Genomic DNA, 19431 nt, shown 5'->3' on the forward strand with positions numbered 1-19431 from the left:
TTTTTTGATAGTGATCGTACTATTTCAAATGTTGAAAATTATTATTCCACCTCTCCAGCTGAATATAGTGGTGTTATTCGTGGCTACGATAATTCTACAGCGCAAGCCTATGCAGAGAAATACAACTACAAATTCGAGTCCCTCGGCGCCGCTCCCGAAGATAATGCAACAGAGTCAGGCGACCTTAACAGCGACGGCAAAATAGATGCAAACGATGCTACACTTGTCCTCGTTAACTACTCTTTGCTGTCAACAGGTGAAAAGATGCAGCTGACAGAGAGTCAGCAGAAAGCCGCAGACGTAAACGGCGACGGAAAGATAGATTCCTCAGATGCTACAACTATACTGCAATACTACTCTTACCTTTCAACAGGCGGTGATTTAGTGTTCAAAGAATATATGAAGCAAAACGGTAAATGAGGAAAAAATCTCCCTGACAATTTATTGTTGTCAGGGAGATTTTGGCTATTATAGCACAATTTATTCAGATTTAAGCTCTTTCTTATACTTATAATACGTATTTCTGCTGATATTGGCAAGTTTTATGCACTCCTGATCAGAGAGAGTGCCGCCGAAAGATTTGGAATGCTTTTTTATAAGTTCCTTTGCAGGAGCTTCTTTTTTTATATTCAGACGTTTACCTTTTGTACCACCAATCTGTTTTCCATTGAGCCGAGCTGTTTCAATCCCTTCTTTTGTTCTTTGACGAAGATCGGATACTTCTTTCTCTGATTGTTCAAAAGCAAGTTCAATCTGACGAGCAGCAAGCAACCGAAGGACTTTATTTGTTGCTGTAATATAGATATCAGCTATGTCATTTCCTACAAGCTCAATTCCACTACTGAGAGCTTGTTTATATGTGCTTGTATTCACATGAGGTTCTTTCAAGAACACAAGTTCTATTCCTTTGTCAAAGAGCTGCATATATAGTTCAATACCCTCTGTAGCATTACGGCTCATACGGCTAACGCTGTCAAACACAACAATATCACCGCTTTTGAGTTTGTTGTTCAGTCTTTTCCAAATTGGACGGGCTGAGGATGTACCTGTGAAAGTTTCTTTGAAAATTACTGCATTCGGAAAAGAAAAATGAATATTTCTTTCCTGTCTGATGAGACTTTGTTTGATAGTTGAGATTCTACAGTAACCGTAGATCATGTGAATCACTCCCTTTTAGTATTAAAACTGACGATCGCTGCTTTTGGTACTTTATATCATAACTCATTTTTGTATGGAAGGCAACAGTTTTGGTACTTATTAGATATACGTAAGATTTGGTATTGGAAATGTGCTATAATAGCACATTTTTTATTTAGTTTAACTCTGATGATAATTGTATCAACTTTGGACTAAATTTTTCATATATGAGTCAACAATAGTCTGATGCTCTCCAAGCTCAATTCCAAGCGCTGCTGCCTGTGCAATCTTTTCGGCAGAGGGATGGCCCTTAGAAAGGTTACGTATACCTCCTTTTACTTCAAATGGCAAGCCATTGTTTAGCGACTTGCTGACAGTGATTGTTTCCGTATCCACAACTGTGGTTAATTCAGAAGCTGTTTTGATAATAGAAGGATCAGCAATCTGAGAAATATTGCTTGAAAGCTCTTTGCCGTTTTTTATAAGTGATATAAGTGTATCCTTGTTCTTAAAAACAAGAACACCTACACCAACTGTTGCGACACCACCACTGATAATGAAAACCTTATGCTTATTACGCTCCCACCATGTCATTTCATTTTTCTTCTGTTCGTTCATACTAATTTAGCCCTCCTTAGTTTTAGACAACTAGAATTACAGTCATCAAAGTTCGTGTGTGACTTCTGTTTCCTATGAAAAGAAAAGCAAACCCATTCATAATCCGTACTTGATATGAATTATATAAGTGTGTTAAAACTCTCCTTCATATTAATTCCTCAATGCAATTCGCTTTCCGAGTGCAAATCTTAAACCATCAAACGCAGCACTTGCAAAGGCAACTCCTATAACAGATGCTACCGCTTTTTTATTCTTGTTAACTCTATCTATATGAGTAACACTATCGCGATTCTTTCCTATCGCTTTATCCCCAGTTTTTGCTATTTTGGTTTCACTTTTAGTCTCCTCAGGATTTTCAAGCAGAACTAACAGATTTGCAAAATCTTTCTTAAACTCATCCATATTGATCGACATTCTATATTCTTCTGAACACCTTGCTTCGGTAATTGCAGCCATCATAGCATTTATATCGTCATGTGTATACCAACGATCACTTGTAAACTTATCAATGAAATAAGGAAGCACTTTACATGAACAGACCTTAATATAACGATATTTGTTTTCCACATCTATGCCTTGATTTGAAAATGCAAGAATTTTAAATATTTTCAAATCACTTAATCCTGTCTTTTCAAGAGCTTTTCTAAGAAGCATTTCACGTTCATCAATTTTTCTAGCAATGTTCCCATCGCAATGTAAGTTTTTTCCGTTTCTGATGAAGTTTCCTTTTTCATCAATGAATACATTTTTTTTACTATTTTTTACCTCAATCAAAAAGATACAATTATTAGTAATTACAATAGCATCGATCTCCTTTCGAATTCCGTCATATTCGAGTTCGACATTATAAAGAACTTCATGTTGACAACTAATATCATTCAGAGCTTGATGACATATTTCTTCTCCTCTGATTCCTGAAATCAAACCACGAGTATCGTTGATTATGTCTTTAAACCCTTTTTCAACTTTTTTAAATTCATGATATGGAATACTATTGCACCTACTATAACGGTTACGTATTTCATCTATGATATGCCAATATCTTTTATCGTCCTCATCTAGTTCGTCAAAAATTGCTTGCAGATAATTTTTTTCATACTTATTGTTGGGATTATTATATGTATCCGATTTATCAGAGCTGATTCCTTTGTTAACTCCCTCTTTTTCAGTGATTTCACGCCCATTATTGAATACAAGATCTGCTAATTCTTTCTGTAATTTAAGTGATTCGGACAAAACCTCTCTTTTTGTGTAACTGACATTAGAAAAAGCAGTTATTTGAGAAAGTATTTCATTTACCCTTTTTTCATATTTCATTTTTATTCCTCCCTCATGTTTAAGCGACAGGTTTATTCTGTAAATAGGTTACTTCACAACCAAGAAATGACTTTTTAAAAGGTTTTGTCGTAATTCCTCCTTTGGTTTTTGTTTTGATTATTGTGAATATCATTCATTTTTATCTTCAGAAATGAATTTGGATTCGTTTTTTTCATTTTGAATGTTCATAATTTTTTCAGTATATTCACGCTCCTTTATTTCGATATTATTTATTTCTTCAAGAATTTCATTTACAATCTCATTGTTTTTGCCAGAATTTGATTCAACTTCTCTTACTAAAAGTGAGCAATATTTTCCCTTTTGCTTTAACAGTGAACGATATTCTTGATATACTGACAATAATCTGCTAATCTCGATAAATTGCTTATATTCATCTATTTCAGCATCATTCTGCTGCGTTATATCCGCTAATCGCTCATATTTCTCACGAAAAGAATCTATCTTGTCATTTAGTATAACTACATGTGCCTCTATTCTTGATAATTCTTTATATATTAACTTTATACTGCTATGTAATTGAGCTTTATTGGAAGAATTGGATATACCTAGGATTCCTCCTATCAAGCCCAAACCTAATGCGCCTCCTGCAGCAACAGAATAGGCTATAGGATTCAACAGCATCAAAGGAACAGAACCCCAAAGAGCTGCAGAACCTCCAATAGCTAGAGCTTTTTTATTTTTCTCATTGTTTCTAACTTTATTATGTAAAACTATGTTTCTAATTTCTGATGAATCATTATTTTCTGAAAAAACGAAAAAGGCTTCATCAGATAATAATACTGATTTAGGAATATTAAGTGCGTTTGCAAGTTTTAGTAAATTTTCTCCTTTAGGCTGACGCTCTCCATTTTCATAATACTGTATAGCACGTGTAGAAATATTTGCTTTTTTGGCCAATGTATTTTGAGTCATGCCTCTGAGTTCTCTCAATTTTACTAAACGTTCTGATAATTTCATAATAATTCCTTTCATTATAATTTGTTCGTTAATACGGTGCGTAATTTGTTCGTGTTTTGTTCGCTTTTATAATACTACAATATTGCAGAAATGTCAATGCTTTCTAGAAAAATCGTCATATTCTACAATTGTGCTGCGTAAAAATTGGCAGATAAAACAAAAATGTTCGCATATATTCACGAACACGAACTCAATAGAATATTTCTTTGATTGAGATCTACAAATATTTTAGCATAAATAATAAGGTAACAATACGTATATCTTGAATGATAGTTAATCAAAAAAGCTCCGTTTAATGACGGAGCGTGGTATTATAAGTAATCGTTGTAAAGTAATTTGGTAGTAATAGAAAAAAGAAATCTATGAAGACAGTTTAAAGCTTTTTCGTCCAGCAATGGCATATATTAGACACGCGCTGTAATGTGCATATTTGTCAAGAACTATTGCTTAATTCCATTAAATGTGTTATAATAAAATAAATATAAGCATTTTTAGGAGAACGTTATGATAAATATAAGAAAACTTGAAGCAGAGCTGTGGGAATCGGCTGATCTGCTTCGTGCAGGCTCAAAACTTACATCGAATCAGTACTGTATGCCCGTACTGGGACTGATCTTTCTCAGATATGCTTACAGCCGCTTCAAAATGGTTGAAGCAGAGATACTGAAAGATCGCCCTAAGCGTGGCGGACGTGTTATGCCTGTTGAAGCAAGCGACTTTGCGGCAAAGAGCGCCCTCTTCCTGCCCGAAGAAGCTCAGTATAAGTATCTCGTTAATCTGCCTGAGAATATAGCTGCAGCTGAACTCAAAAACCGCTCCGGTCATACCATGAACAGTCTCGGTGAAGTAGTAAATAATGCTATGCAGCTTGTTGAGGAGCAGAGCGAACAGCTCACAGGTGTTCTGCCTAAGGATTATACTATATTCTCGGACGAGCTTCTCTCAGAACTGCTCAGAATTTTCAATAACAGCGCTCTCGATGATATAGACGGAGATATCGTTGGTCGTATCTACGAGTATTTCCTGAATAAATTTGCAAAGAACATCGCTCAGGACGACGGAGTGTTCTTTACTCCTAAGTCCCTCGTTAAGATGATAGTCAATATCATAGAGCCGAAAAGCGGAACACTGCTTGATCCTGCCTGCGGAAGCGGCGGTATGTTCATTCAGAGCGGCGACTTCGTAAATGCCGCAGGTATGCACGCTAACAGTGCTATGACGTTCTATGGACAGGAAAAGGTGGAGTATAACGCTCAGCTCTGTCTTATGAATATGGCTGTACACGGTCTGACAGGTGTTATCAAGTCGGGCGATGAGGCAAACACTTTCTACCATGATGCACACAACCTCAATGGTAAGTGCGATTACGTCATGGCGAATCCTCCTTTTAATGTGGACAAGGTCAAGGCTGAATCCTGTGAGAATGCAGGTCGTCTGCCGTTTGGACTGCCCAGCGTTAATAAGAGCAAGGAAGTTGGCAACGCAAACTACTTGTGGATCTCCTACTTCTACTCCTATCTCAATGAAACAGGCAGAGCCGGTTTTGTTATGGCTTCTTCGGCTACGGACAGTCAAAGCAGGGACAAGGATATCCGTGAACAGCTTGTAAAAACAGGCGACGTTGATGTTATGATCTCGGTCGGCAATAACTTTTTCTATACCAAGTCTCTGCCGTGTTCGCTGTGGTTCTTTGACAAGTCGAAGAATGAAAACATCAGGGACAAAGTGTTGTTCATTGACGCAAGAAACTACTATACCGTAGTTGATCGCACTCTCAACGAGTGGAGCGAATGGCAGCTGAAAAACCTTAATGCTATCGTATGGCTGCACCGTGGTGAAACCGAAAAGTACAAGAATCTGCTGGCTGAGTACAGAAACGCTCTCGAAATTGATAAAAACTCCGAATTTGAAGAAATTATCAAGGAATGCGATTATCTGCACAAGCATATTCAGAAGCACTATAAAACCTTGCTTGAGTTAGCAGACCGCAATACAAAGAAGACGCTACAGGCAGAATGTGATGAAAAGCTATCTGAAAATGATGCAAGAAAGATACTCGCTAAAGAGGCACTCTGGCTGTATGAAAAGTTTGGTGAGGGCGAATACAAGGACATAGAGGGGCTTTGCAAGGCGGCAACGATCAGCGATATAAAGGAAAAAGGCTGGTCGCTGACTCCCGGTGCTTATGTTGGTGTTGCTCCTGTGGAGGACGACGGTGTTGACTTTACGGAGCGTATGGCTGAGATACACAAGGAGCTGCTTGCTTTGCAGGCTGAGTCCAACTCCCTTATGGAAACCATATCGAAGAATATGGAGGAGTTGGGGGTATGAATTGGGAGAAATCAAAAATTAGTGATGTTTGTAAAATAGGAGATGGTGCTCACGCTTCATTAAAACGTCAAAAAGAAGGAATACCGTACTTGACAGCAAAAAATATTACAAAAAACGGTATTGATTATTCAACTCTTGACTACATAAGCGAGGAAACATACACTAAACATTTCAAAAGTAATTCAAATGCACTTACAAAACCATTAGAAAATGACATTTTATATAGCATTATTGGCAGTATTGGCGGTGTATATAAAGTAAAAAAAGAAACAATTGGAATATCAAGTAGTGTTGCCATATTTAGATGCAATGAAAAGATATCTCCTGATTATCTGTATTATTTCATGAAATCCGATTATTTTGACGCACAAATACAGTCTATACGAGGTGGGGTAGCGCAAGGTTTCATGTCGCTATCCAAGCTTGCAATGATTGATATTTCATATCCACCACTCGAAACCCAACGCCGCATAGCCTCAATCCTCTCCGCCTACGATGACCTTATCGAAAACAATCAGAAGCAGATAAAGCTCCTTGAAGAAGCGGCTCAAAGGCTCTATAAAGAGTGGTTCGTCGATCTGCACTTTCCCGGCTGGGAGGAGACAAAGATCGTTGACGGTGTGCCGGAGGGGTGGGAACGTAAAAAGTTGATTGATATTGCCAATGTACAGTACGGTTATGCTTTTAACGGTTCTTTATTTAATTCAGAAAAGAAAGGAATGCCGATTATAAGGATCAGAAACATTCCTTCTTCATCTACAAATGATTATACAACAGAAACGGCAGACGAACAGTATCTTGTTTATAATGGAGATATCGTCGTTGGTATGGACGGCGAATTTCACATTAATTCTTGGGCAGACGATACAGCTTATTTGGTTCAACGAACTTGCAAAATAAAACCTATTATTCCTGAGATGAATGGATATTTATTATGGGCAATTTATGAACCTATAAAATATTTTGAAAAAACGGTTGTTGGTGCAACTGTCGCTCATCTCGGCAAGAAACATATTGACACAATTTCTTTGCTTGTACCGCCACAAAATCTTTACATATACTTACAATCAATATTTGATAAACGTCAATTATTAATGAACCAAAACAAGTTGCTTAAAGAAGCCCGTGACCGCCTTCTGCCTAAGCTGATGAGCGGAGAATTGGAGGTTTTAAAATGAATGGTTTTATTGATCAACCAAAATGGAAAAAAGTTGAATATTCACGTTCTCAAATAATAAAGGCTGGTAAAACAATTAGAAAAGACGACATTTCTGTAGATGAAAAGGCAAATGCTATCACTATAATAGATAATTGGCGTGCTGCACACGCCTATCCCTTGCATGTTATATATATGCATTTACGAAGAATGGGAGAAAGTAACAAAGAAATTATTGTTGCAGAACGTTTGAAAAGATTGGATTCAATATTAAGCAAACTACGAAGAGAGACAAATATGAGTTTGTGGACAATGCAAGATCTTGGTGGATGTCGTTTTATTGTTCCAACTATTGAAGATGTATATAAATATGCAGCTAAATATGAAGCTTCCAAAAAAAGGCACATACTAAAAGAAAAATATGATTACATTGAAAATCCAAAATCATCCGGATACAGAAGTGTTCATTATGTTTATGAATATCATAGTGACACAACAGATACATACAATAGGAATATGTTGATTGAAATTCAATTTCGTACTCACCTTCAGCATTTATGGGCTACCGCAGTCGAGACAATGGGGCTATTTACTAAAAATGCTATAAAATCAGGACAAGGAGATGAAGATGTAAAACGTTTTTTTGTATTAGCATCATCTTTATTTGCAATTAAAGAAAAACAAAATATTGTACCAAATACTATAAATGACATAGACGAAATAGTATCAGAAATAGAAAGTCTAAATGCAAAACATAATTATCTGGATTTTTTAAGTGGAATAAAGGTTGCTGTAGATTATCAAAAAATTAAAAAGAAGACGTCATATTACATTTTAATATTGAACTATGAAACTCATAGATTATCAATAAAACCATTTTTAGCAAGTGAATTTGAATCTGCAAATGAATTATATAATAAACTTGAAAGGCACAAAAACGAAGCGCAAATGGATGCTGTACTTGTTCGTGTTTCTTCATTTGAAACACTTAGATCAGCATATCCTAATTATTTTTCAGATATAAACGAATTTGTAAATATTATTAAATCCTATTTACAATAAGAAGGTGAACTTATGAGCTACGATTATTCCGAAAACATACTTGTACAGGGCGCAGCAGGAGATCTTCTCCGTGACGAACTGGGCTGGAACGTTGTTTTTGCCTATAACGAAGAGAAACTCGGCGTTGACGGCACACTCGGCAGAACTTCATATAAAGAAATACTGCTGATGCGGTATTTTCGTGCTGCTCTGAAAGACCTCAACCCGTGGATAACAGATACTCAGATAACTGAGGCAGAAAAGCTCATGACTGAGCATATGTCTACTGCCTCGCTTATCCAGATAAACGAGGAGAAGTACGGATATATCCGTGACGGAATCCCTGTGACCGTGAAACGTCCCGACGGCAGAACTGAAACTAAAAAGGCTAAGGTCATAAACTTCAATGAGCCTTGCAAGAATCATTTCCTCGCTGTCAAGGAACTGAAAATACACGGCGATCTCTACCGCCGCAGAACGGATATTGTCGGATTTGTAAACGGCATTCCGCTTCTGTTCATAGAACTGAAAAGAACCGATGTAGACGTTCAGAACGCCTACTATGATAACTATACAGACTACCTCTCAACGATACCGCAGCTGTTCTACTATAACGCTTTTCTCATGCTGTCAAACGGTATGCAGGCTAAGGTAGGAACTCTCGAAAGCAAGTATGAGTTTTTTCACGAATGGAAACGCCTTGCAGAGGACGATCAGGGCAGCGTCGAGCTTGAAACAATGCTGAGAGGTATCTGCAAAAAAGAGAACTTCATTGACCTGCTTGAAAACTTCATACTCTATGATCATTCGGGCGGACATACCGCAAAGATTCTTGCAAGGAATCATCAATATCTCGGCGTAAACGAGGCCGTAAAGGCTTATTCTGAGAGAAAGCTGAATGACGGAAAGCTCGGTGTTTTCTGGCACACTCAGGGCAGCGGCAAGAGCTACTCCATGCTGTTCCTTTCACAGAAGATTCGCCGCAAGTTTGAAGGCTCTCCGACAATAGTAATACTAACCGACCGTGACGACCTTAACAGACAGATAAGCGATACTTTCGAGAACTGCGGACTTCTCGGCAAGACAAAGGCTTCACAGTTTATCGCTTCAAGTGGAGATGATCTTGTCAGAAAGCTGGAGAAGAATCCTAGCTTTGTTTTCACTCTGATACAGAAGTTCAACAAGCCTGATGTTAAGCCTATATATCCAGACCATGATATAATCATCATGTCAGACGAAGCGCACCGTAGTCAGTACGGAGTATATGCTGACAATATGATAAAACTGCTCCCTACAGCTTCAAGGATCGGATTCACAGGTACTCCGCTGTTGTCAAGTGATAATATAACAGCAAGAACGTTCGGCGGATATATCTCTATCTATGACTTTAAACGTGCTGTTGAGGACGGCGCAACTGTTCCGCTGTACTATGAAAACAGAGGTGAGAAGATCGAAGACCTTCGCAATCCTGATATTACAGATAAGATACTTGACGCTATCGAAAATGCGGACATTGATCCTGACCACCAGGATAAGCTTGAAGCGGAGTTTGCGAAGGAGATACACCTGCTTACAGCTGAGCCGAGGCTGCGCTCCATAGCTAAAGATTTTGTAAAACATTACTCTGATCTATGGACAAGCGGTAAGGCAATGTTCGTTTGCCTGAATAAGGTTACCTGTGTTCGTATGTATGACTATGTTCAGGAATACTGGAAAAAAGAAATAGAAAGCCTTGCTTCTGCACTGAAAACTGCAACACAGCAGGAAGCACAGGAGCTTGAACGCAAGATCAAATGGATGCAGGAAACAGAAATGGCTGTTGTTATCAGTCAGGAGCAGAATGAAATACAGACCTTTGATAAGTGGAAGCTTGATATAAAAACTCACCGTACAAAAATGGAAAAGCGTGAGCTTGATAAAGAGTTTAAAGATTCTGAGAATCCGCTTAGGGTTGTTTTTGTCTGTGCAATGTGGCTGACAGGATTTGACGTCAAGTGCCTGTCATGCCTGTATCTGGACAAGCCGCTGAAAGCTCATACTCTTATGCAGACTATCGCCCGTGCTAATCGTGTGAATGCTGGTAAAAGCAATGGACTTATTATTGATTACATTGGTATCGTAAAAGCGCTAAGAAAAGCTCTTGCTGACTACACTGCTAATAATGGTAAGGGCGGTGACGATCCTACAATAGATAAGGAAAAGCTTATACAGCGAATACTAGAGACAATCGGAAAAGTAAAGCAGTACTTCAAGGAAAGAGATTTTGAAGTACGAAGTCTTATAGATGCGACAGGCTTCAAGAAAATGCAGTTTCTGAGAGATGCATCTGACATAGTGTGCGGAAGTATTGAAGATCGGAAAACATTTACTACATACGCTTCAGAAATAAGTCGTCTTATAAAATATACCGATAGATCGGACATAACCGGCGATACAAGGAAGGAATATGAAGCTATAGCTGCTATATATTCTGAAATACAGAAAAAGCGTAAGCATACTGATACAACTGATCTGATGATAGAGATCAATAATATTATCAATCAGTATGTAGCTGTAAATGCTAATCCGAATATAACAGAATCTAACCGTCAGTTTGATATAAGTAAGATCAATTTTGAGCTGCTTATCAGAGAGTTTGCGAAAGTCAAGCATAAGAATCTTGTGATGAAAGACCTTGAAGATGTGATAATGTTAAAGCTCAATCAAATGGTATTCGGAAATCCTAACAGAATAGACTATTATGAACGTTATCAGCAAATAATAGCCGATTATAACAGTGAACAAGATCGTACTAAAATTGAAAAGACATTCATGGACTTAATGAACTTTGCAAGCAGTCTAAATAAAGAAGAACAACGTTATGTTCGTGAAGGGTTTACAAGTGATGAAGAATTATCCATGTTTGATATGCTGTTCAAAGAGAATCTATCGCCGAATGATATCAAGAAAATTAAGGAGGTAGCTGTTAAACTTCTGTATAAAGCCAAAGCTAAAATTGCTGAGCTTGATCATTGGACGGATAAGCAGGAGACAAAAGCAGAGGTTGATAATCTTATAAGAGATACATTGTGGGCTGAACTCCCTGAAAGCTATGATGAAGTTAGTATATCAGTTTACAGGCAGAAAATTTACGAGTACCTCTTCACAAGATATAATATTGCATAAATGTCTTGAAGAAAATGTGGATGTATGCTCAATAATTTTACACTTTCTTTTTATTATTTTTCATAATAACGTAAATTATTGTGTATTGTGAAAGTCAACGAATAATAAAGCAAACCTCTCCTATAAAGGTAATGTCATTAAGCTAACCGAATACGATAAAGGAACAGGAGTATGTTTGTGATATAAGCGAACATACTCCTGCTATTACTTTTTGCAAAATGGCACGACGAAAAGACAGATCAAGGATCTGCCTGAAAAAATCAATGACATAGTAGAAGAATTATGGTAGTCTGTAATTGAAGGGTATAGCGGAATGGTAAAGAGTTTTTCTATCGTAAGAGTAAAATATCCCGCGTCTTCCCTCCCGCTGTCCAATGATGTATAATAAACTCCAAGAAACTTGATGGAGTAAATTGGAGATTCCAAAAAACTCCAAAAAACTCCATGTAGTAAATTGGAGTTATTTAGACACGGGAGGTAGCATGATGCAGAATAAAACAACAGAGATCGCAACGATCAGACAGGCAGTACGCCTGCAGGAATGGTCGGAACTGATCAAAACACAGCAAGCGAGTGGTCTGACCATAAAGCAGTGGTGTGAAGAGAACGGCATCAAGCCGAACACATTCTACTGCCGGCTGAAAAAGATCCGTGAGCAGTTCATTGAAGCTCCGACGATAGTTCCGCTGAATGTTTCGCAGCAGCGTCAGTCAGAGATCCACATAGGTAAAAATGATCTTCAGATCTCACTGCCGTCAGACATCGATCCCGAAACTCTCCTCGCACTGGTGAAAGCCCTATGCTGAACGATATTTCTTCAAATCAGCAAGTCTACCTCGTCACCGGCTACACCGATCTGCGGCGTTCCATTGACGGCCTTGCCATGATAATACAGGGGCAGCTCAGACTCGATCCGTTCAGCAGCGCACTCTTCCTGTTCTGCGGCAGACGCCGTGACCGTATCAAAGGTCTTCTTTGGGAAGGAGACGGATTTCTATTGGTCTACAAGCGGCTGGACAACGGACAGTTCCAATGGCCACGCAATGAAATTGAGGCAAAACTGCTGACACCTCAGCAGACAAGATGGCTGCTTGAAGGTCTGAAGATCGATCAGCCTAAGGCGATCAAAGACGGTAAAACAGGCATGATCTATTGAACCGAAAGCAAGGAGAATTTGCCTATTTTTCTTGCTTTTTCGCTTGTTTTGTGGTATAATATATGTATAGTTTCAGGAACGGAGGAAGCAGTATGTCTGAGCAGAATGCAGTAAAAAATGATCTGTCAATAGCACAGGAAATTTCTGCGCTCCGCTCAAGAGTTGCCATACTTGAAGAAGAACTTGCATTTGCACAGGATCAGCTTTCATGGCTGAAAAAGCAGATATTCGGCCGCAGAACTGAACAGGCCTCCGTTATCATGGATGCCTTGCAGCTCTCTCTGTTTCCGGAAGAACAGAAGTCTCAGGTACAGCCAAAGCCTGAAACAGTCACAGTCCCTGAGCATAAACGCAGAACAAAGCGTACTCACGATGACTGGATGGAAACACTGGCTATTGAGGAAGTCAAGCATCAGGAAGAGCATCCTGTATGCGAGAGCTGCGGTGCGGAGATGAAGGAGATAGGCAAGGAAAAGACTTATGACGAGCTTGTCTACACTCCCGCGAATTATCATATCCGCAGGCATATCGTATATACCTACAAATGCCCCGAGTGCGGCGAAAAGCCTGAGAATGATGCAGTTCATTCCGATGAAATTGAGCGCTGCAATATCCGACGCGCTGAGTACCCGAAGCCCATGATACCCGGAAGTTTCTGCTCGCCTGAGCTGCTTGCACATATCGTATACGAGAAGTATGCGAAAGCAGTTCCGCTGCACCGGCAGGAAAAGGACCTTGCCTCAAAGCATATCCCGTTGCTGAAAGCTACAATGTCAAACTGGGTAGGTGCAGCAGCTGAAAAGTGGTGTATGCCGATAGTGGAGGAAATGCACAGGATGCTGCTTGCCGGAGAAGTAATCCACGCAGACGAGACACGCATACAGGTGCTGCATGAGGAAGGCAGGAAAGCGACTGCCGAGTCGAAGATGTGGGTATACTGCAATGGGAAACTGAATGACCGCAGCATTGTCATTTTCGACTACAAGCCCACCCGGAAAGGCGAAAATGCACAGGCCTTCCTGAAGGGCTTTGACGGTTATCTGGTGCGTGACGGATACAACGGCTATCATGTGGTGAAAGGCGTAAAACACTGTGGTTGCATGACTCATGTTCGCCGTTATTTCGTCAATGCACTGCCGAAGGATAAGTCCGCACAGGAAAGGTCGGTTGCAGCAGAAGCGGTCAGATACTTTGAGCGGATATACCATGAAGAAAACCTGCTGTCAGACATGACGGCTGAGGAAAGATATGAGCAGCGTCTGGCGAAGGTAAAGCCTTTGCTCGATGCTTTCTTTGCGTGGCTTGAAACGCTTCATGTCAGCGGAAAGAGTGCTCTTGCCAAGGCAGTAGCCTATGCGCTGAATGAAAAGCCGTATCTATACACGTTTCTGGAAAACGGGAATGTTCCCATAGACAATAACCGTGCCGAAAATGCCATAAGGCCCTTTGCTGTGGGCAGAAAGAACTGGATGCACAGCAATACGGCGAACGGTGCGAAAGCAAGCGCAGCGCTGTATTCAATCGTTGCAACGGCACAGGCTAACGGGCTGAACACAGAGAAGTATCTGACAGAGCTGTTCTCACATCCGGCAGGAACAATTCTCCTTCCATTCAATACATGATATACAGACAGGCTCACCGAGGTGAGCCTGTTTCTTTGATACTATGTATCGGCGGTTTACACTTACCAAAGAAGAGAGCAGGCAGCCAATACGGCTGCCTGCATCGTGGAGGTTTATATTATTACTGGTTCTTTATTGCTTCAAAGAATTCATCAACTGTCATATTATATTTTTTTGTGTTGACAATGTTTTCATATTTGTATTGCATCATAAGATTACAATCAGATACATTTCCGTCATTCTTTAAATTGAGTTCAGAATACCAGCTTCCGTCAGTGAGATTTATATATACATAATCATTTTTATTGTGCGTTAGTTCGTTTACATTATAGATCAGCAGTCTTGCATCCCAACCATCCCAGCAGGCATCATTCTTATCCGCTGCATTTTCTCTGTATTCCATACCGAAGCATACCGTGGCATGAGGACCATTGGTGTCTTTATATTTTTCAACAATAAAAACTGCTGCATCCTCTCCATAGGTGATATACTCAGCATATCGCATCATTTCTTCACTTAATCTGTGTGTGCTGATATCTGTTTCATAATCGAAAGAAGACCTGTTTATATTGCTGAATACAGTAGTTACGTACGAAATCACATCATCAGGCATACTGATTGTTCCATTTATGTCACTTAATTTGTCATATCCCGGAGCATAATCTGATACCTGTAACTTATTAGAGGATGTCAATACGCTCACAGCAGCCATTCCGGAACATATTCCGTTATTAAGTTTGTTAAAATGTCCGTTTTCATAAGGAAGGTGCTGTTCATTAAAATATAACCGGCCGCCATGTGACCAGGCTGCTATAGTATTTGACTTTCTCCACTCATAATCCAAATAACGATCAGAAGCAAGTGAAGCAGCTTCATTGATATTATGGAATGTCAGTCCATAATTGTTTGCATAATTCTTCACTCTTCCGGAACCTGTGCTCCAGATTACGAAATCATTATTCTTCAACAGATGAGAATTTTCAAGATGATAGCCAAGAGCATAATAACCTATACTTGCGTTTGGATTCTTGCTTACAAATACCTTCATCTGAGGACAGCAATAGAATGCATAATCACCAATCGATATGATATTCTCAGACATCAGAACTGTTTTGAGCATATCACATTCATAGAATGCACCAAGTCCGATATTTGTAACGGAATCCGGTATGAAGATCTTATCCAGCGAATCACAGTTGCTGAACGAATGTACTCCTATGGAAGCCAGTCCGTCAGGAAGATTCACTCTGGTTGCACTTGAACAATTATAGAATGCAAAATCGGGCAGAGAAGTTATAGGCGCAGAAGATATGTCTATCCTATCAGAACCTGTGCAGTCGTAAAATGCTGCTGTTCCCATATCGCTTACATTGTGAAGTACTATGGTCTGCATACCCGAACAACCCCAGAATGCGTGGGAGCCGATATGTGAAGCAGATGCTGCTATACCTGCATTTTGAAGTGAGACACAGTTAGTAAACGCACTGTCACCAATAAAGTCAGGTGTACCATATACACAGACAAGATTTGTGCAGTTGTAGAATGCTGCACCTCCTATCGGGAGATCTCCGATAACAATATTTGAGAGATTTGTCTGATCCTGAAAGGCATGATGGCTTATAGCCGTCACCGGACGATCAATACCACCGACTTCTACTGTTGACGGTATCTCAACCCATGAATTATTTTCCTTGAGCATACTTCCGCATACCTCCAGATGATTGTCTGATGGATCCTGGAGGAAGTAAAGGGTGGATTTTGAATTGTATTCATACTTTATCTCTGTAATTTTTCCTGAAGCTTTTGGAGTGGTTGCTTCTGCTACGATAGAGCAAATTGACTGATCAACGCCTGGGATGACCGGAACAGCGTATGCAGCGCTTACTGTTATCCCTACAGCAAGCAGTAATGAAAGTGTTTTTTTAGTATTCATAATTTTCTCCTGTTGTAATAGATTTTGATATATATATTTCGTCTGAAAGCAGTGTGCACATCTGCAAAAACGGATGAAATGCATTAATTATAAGAATTTGTATCAAAAATTGATTCGTTAGATGTAATAATTATTATGCTGAGATTGTAGCACATTGTAATCCGAAAGTCAACGTTTTTAAGGTAAGATGTATTTTTATGGCGGTAAGTTGCATTTTTCAAGGAGTAAGATGAAAATGGCTGTTTCTATAAACATGAATTGTCATACCTAACTAATGCTATATCAATACCTCGAAAAGTGTGTTTGGCTTCCGTAATTGACTTCCGGTAATTGCAATGATAAAATATATCTGTGGTAGTATGTATATCAAATGAGAATACATCAAAACATCGTTGTTTAAAAAAAAGTTAGTTCATCAGCAGGAATACTTATTCGTCCTTGATGACTGCTCGGTTTTTTAGCATCATACTAAAGTTCGGCTTCCGGTGAAAATCAATAATTCATAAAAGAAACGCAATCTAAAATTTTTTTTAAAAAAACGTGTAACAACTTCAACACTTGATTTGTATGTATTAAGTGAAAGCAGATCTGTTTTAGAGAATGTCAGTATAAAAAAATACTGAACATGCTCAATAAAATATGAAAGGAGTTAGGGGATGAGCGAAAGCGAAATAAATGACATGCTGAAGCATTCGCCTGAAGATGGCCATCGTGCTTTATTTGACCAATACTTTCAATGGAGATCTGTAGCACTGGAAGAGGAAAATAAATTTATAAACAAAATTTAACTTGAAAATACTGCAGGATTATGATACAATAATATTATAATAATTTTGTGGTTTATAAGATACAATATCAGATTAATATTTTTTGAAATTCATAATGAAATCATCTTTTTTCATAATTTTACTTTTTCTGACAAAAAATATGCTATTATACTATTACAGAAAAATTTATTTATATCTAAAACGGAGGTATAAAATGTATAATTTATGTGTAGAAGAAAATAATGAAAAAAAGCTTACGGAAGTTATGAACGAGAGGGACATCATCGCCTCATTGCTCAATCAGCTTGGAATTCCAAGAAATACAGCAGGATATAATTATCTTTTATATATCATATTAAAGATCAATCGCTCGAATAATATAAATGTAAAGCTTACAACTGAGCTATATCCTCAGATTGCAGATGAACTTGATTCGTCCGTTAAAAGAATCGAACGTGGTCTCAGATATTCCATAGAAGCTGCGTGGGACAGGAACAGAGAAGGCATTAAGGCTATTCTTGGATATTATGATGACTGCAAGCCTTATTCAAGTGAATTTATATGGCTATTAGCAGATAAGTACAGAATGATCAATAATAAGAACCGGTATGCATTAATGTCTTGAACAATATTTACAGTAAGGGAGTAAGAAATGAAAGATGTATTTGAAATAGCGGTCTGTGACGACAGCACCTTTGACAGATTTGTAATTGCAGAAATGATAGATGGCTATTTTAAAGACAAGTCTTTTCTGTATCACGTTACAGAATACTGTAATGAAATTACTCTGATAGATGATATAGAAGAAAGTAACCGATATGATATTATTTTTCTTGACATATACCTTAATAGTCTTCTTGGCATCGAAGTTGCAAAAAAACTTCGTTCAGGAGGCTATAACGGGAAGATAGTTTTTCTTACTGCTTCTGATAAGTATGCAGTTGAAAGCTATGACGTAGATGCGGCAGGTTATTTGTTGAAGCCGCATAATTATGAGAAGTTTTGTAATGTAATGGACAGGATCCTCATAGGCAGACGCAAAAATACGATCATAGTCAAGAAACGAAGCAGCGTAGAATATATTTCCTATGATAATATCAGATATATCGAAAGCTCGAATACAAAATGTCTGATCCATTGCAGTGACGGCAAGGTACATACTGTATATACCCGCCTCGATCTGGTGGAAAACGATATTGATGACAAGCGCTTTTTACGCTGCCACAGAAGCTTCCTTGTTAACCTTTATTATGTAAGAAGTATGAATGAAAATTTTGTTATGGATAATGATGAAATAGTTTTAGTCAGAAAAAAGAGCATTAAGGATATTAGACGTATGTATCTTGAATACAATTCAAATGCTGTGCTAACGGGTGATTTAGCTGAAATAGCGGGAGCGTGACTTTGTGGAACTTATGGATTTTTATAATGCAATAGGTGAAAATTATGATCTGTTACTCAGCAGGCTTCTGAGTTCTGACAGAATAGAAAAATACCTGACAATTTTTTTCAGTGAAAATAGTATTGCAGATCTGAAAAACCAGATCATCAATAATGAATTTCAGTCAGCGATCAATACCGCTCATACTCTCAAGGGCGTCACTGCTACTCTTGGATTTGACCATTTAGCTTCTGATATATGTGGGCTTCACGGAGTTCTGAAAAATAATGAAAGTGAAAAAGCCGGCATACTATGTCAGCAGATCGTGGAAGAATATGAGCGTATCTATAAGTTATGGTATAATATACATAGTAAAGAGAGAGCATTATAATGATCAGCCCTGTAAAGGAGAAATAATATGATAACAATTGAAAAACTCCGTGAGTTTGGTGCAGATGTTGATGATGGACTTTCAAGATGCCTGAATAATGCGGATTTTTACACAAATCTTGTTGGTAAGCTTACAGAAGATACAATGATTTATTTGCTTGAGCAGCAGCTTATCAGGAAGGACCTTGATGGGGCTTTTGAGACAGCACACTCGTTAAAAGGAGTGTATGCAAATCTATCTTTGACGCCCTTGACAGTACCTGTAACTGATATGACTGAATTGCTGAGAAACAGAACAGATACAGAATATACTGAACTTATGGACAAGCTAAAAAATGAGTTTGAAAGACTGTGTGAATTGTAATAAACAATAAAGCTATGAGGGAACGGTTCTTTTGAAGTGTTCCCTTTTTTCATGATACTAATCAATTTTGGAGGA

The 19431-nt window shown here is 38.5% G+C and carries 18 protein-coding genes; 13 read left to right on the plus strand and 5 right to left on the minus strand.

Going from position 1 to position 19431, the window contains the following annotated elements; translation table 11 throughout:
* A partial coding sequence (locus BT127_RS16315; protein ID WP_082335003.1) for a dockerin type I domain-containing protein occupies positions 1-420 on the plus strand: 420 nt, incomplete at its 5' end.
* Positions 421-480: 60 nt separating this feature from the next.
* Here BT127_RS16315 and BT127_RS10685 read toward each other — a convergent pair.
* The 4 genes from BT127_RS10685 to BT127_RS10700 form a co-directional block, all read right to left on the minus strand.
* Positions 481-1158, minus strand: a complete 678-nt coding sequence (locus tag BT127_RS10685; RefSeq protein WP_075424990.1) for a recombinase family protein — start codon at positions 1156-1158, stop codon at positions 481-483.
* Positions 1159-1338: 180 nt separating this feature from the next.
* Positions 1339-1755 carry a hypothetical protein gene (locus tag BT127_RS10690; RefSeq protein ID WP_075424991.1) on the minus strand — a complete coding sequence of 139 codons (417 nt, stop codon included), beginning with the start codon at positions 1753-1755 and terminating at the stop codon, positions 1339-1341.
* Between the two features lie 150 nt (positions 1756-1905).
* Positions 1906-3072: a nuclease-related domain-containing protein gene (locus BT127_RS10695; protein WP_075424992.1), complete on the minus strand. Its 1167-nt coding sequence runs from the start codon at positions 3070-3072 to the stop codon at positions 1906-1908.
* A gap of 129 nt (positions 3073-3201) precedes the next feature.
* The gene (locus tag BT127_RS10700; protein WP_075424993.1) at positions 3202-4050 is read right to left on the minus strand and encodes a helix-turn-helix domain-containing protein; all 849 of its coding nucleotides are present in this window, start codon (positions 4048-4050) and stop codon (positions 3202-3204) included.
* A gap of 504 nt (positions 4051-4554) precedes the next feature.
* On the opposite strand from BT127_RS10700, the gene BT127_RS10705 reads away from it, so the two are divergent.
* The 7 genes from BT127_RS10705 (at position 4555) to tnpC (ending at position 14521) form a co-directional block, all read left to right on the plus strand.
* Positions 4555-6381: a type I restriction-modification system subunit M gene (locus BT127_RS10705; protein ID WP_075424994.1), complete on the plus strand. Its 1827-nt coding sequence runs from the start codon at positions 4555-4557 to the stop codon at positions 6379-6381.
* A complete protein-coding gene (locus BT127_RS10710) occupies positions 6378-7559 on the plus strand; it encodes a restriction endonuclease subunit S (RefSeq protein ID WP_075424995.1) in 1182 nt (393 codons plus the stop codon). Before BT127_RS10705 ends, BT127_RS10710 begins: the two co-directional genes overlap by 4 nt.
* On the plus strand, positions 7556-8599 hold the full coding sequence (locus BT127_RS10715; protein WP_075424996.1) for a RelA/SpoT domain-containing protein: 1044 nt from the start codon (positions 7556-7558) through the stop codon (positions 8597-8599). The genes BT127_RS10710 and BT127_RS10715 overlap by 4 nt, the downstream gene beginning before the upstream one ends.
* Before the next feature lie 12 nt (positions 8600-8611).
* On the plus strand, positions 8612-11743 hold the full coding sequence (locus tag BT127_RS10720) for a type I restriction endonuclease subunit R (protein WP_075424997.1): 3132 nt from the start codon (positions 8612-8614) through the stop codon (positions 11741-11743).
* Positions 11744-12225: 482 nt separating this feature from the next.
* On the plus strand, positions 12226-12549 hold the full coding sequence (gene tnpA, locus BT127_RS10725; protein ID WP_318257225.1) for an IS66 family insertion sequence element accessory protein TnpA: 324 nt from the start codon (positions 12226-12228) through the stop codon (positions 12547-12549).
* On the plus strand, positions 12543-12899 hold the full coding sequence (gene tnpB, locus BT127_RS10730; RefSeq protein ID WP_075424999.1) for an IS66 family insertion sequence element accessory protein TnpB: 357 nt from the start codon (positions 12543-12545) through the stop codon (positions 12897-12899). Before tnpA ends, tnpB begins: the two co-directional genes overlap by 7 nt.
* Before the next feature lie 92 nt (positions 12900-12991).
* Positions 12992-14521: an IS66 family transposase gene (tnpC, locus tag BT127_RS10735; protein ID WP_075425000.1), complete on the plus strand. Its 1530-nt coding sequence runs from the start codon at positions 12992-12994 to the stop codon at positions 14519-14521.
* A gap of 121 nt (positions 14522-14642) precedes the next feature.
* On the opposite strand, the gene BT127_RS10740 is transcribed toward tnpC, so the two are convergent.
* Entirely contained in the window at positions 14643-16454 is a 1812-nt protein-coding gene (locus tag BT127_RS10740; protein ID WP_075425001.1) for a leucine-rich repeat domain-containing protein, read from the minus strand.
* 656 nt (positions 16455-17110) lie between these two features.
* Between BT127_RS10740 and BT127_RS17205 the strand changes: the two genes are divergently transcribed.
* The 5 genes from BT127_RS17205 to BT127_RS10760 all read left to right on the plus strand — a co-directional run bounded on the left by BT127_RS17205 (position 17111) and on the right by BT127_RS10760 (position 19356).
* A complete protein-coding gene (locus BT127_RS17205) occupies positions 17111-17242 on the plus strand; it encodes a hypothetical protein (RefSeq protein ID WP_318257226.1) in 132 nt (43 codons plus the stop codon).
* A gap of 193 nt (positions 17243-17435) precedes the next feature.
* Positions 17436-17846, plus strand: a complete 411-nt coding sequence (locus BT127_RS10745) for a sporulation initiation factor Spo0A C-terminal domain-containing protein (RefSeq protein ID WP_075425002.1) — start codon at positions 17436-17438, stop codon at positions 17844-17846.
* 27 nt (positions 17847-17873) lie between these two features.
* Positions 17874-18623, plus strand: coding sequence for a LytR/AlgR family response regulator transcription factor (locus BT127_RS10750; protein WP_075425003.1), 750 nt, complete (start codon positions 17874-17876; stop codon positions 18621-18623).
* A 13-nt stretch (positions 18624-18636) separates the two neighbouring features.
* Complete coding sequence (locus BT127_RS10755) at positions 18637-18993, plus strand: Hpt domain-containing protein (RefSeq protein WP_318257227.1); 357 nt, start codon at positions 18637-18639, stop codon at positions 18991-18993.
* 27 nt (positions 18994-19020) lie between these two features.
* Entirely contained in the window at positions 19021-19356 is a 336-nt protein-coding gene (locus BT127_RS10760) for an Hpt domain-containing protein (protein WP_075425005.1), read from the plus strand.
* Positions 19357-19431 lie beyond the last annotated feature (75 nt).

It is taken from the genome of Ruminococcus sp. XPD3002, assembly GCA_900119535.1.
In the GTDB taxonomy this organism is placed as follows: domain Bacteria; phylum Bacillota; class Clostridia; order Oscillospirales; family Ruminococcaceae; genus Ruminococcus; species Ruminococcus flavefaciens_H.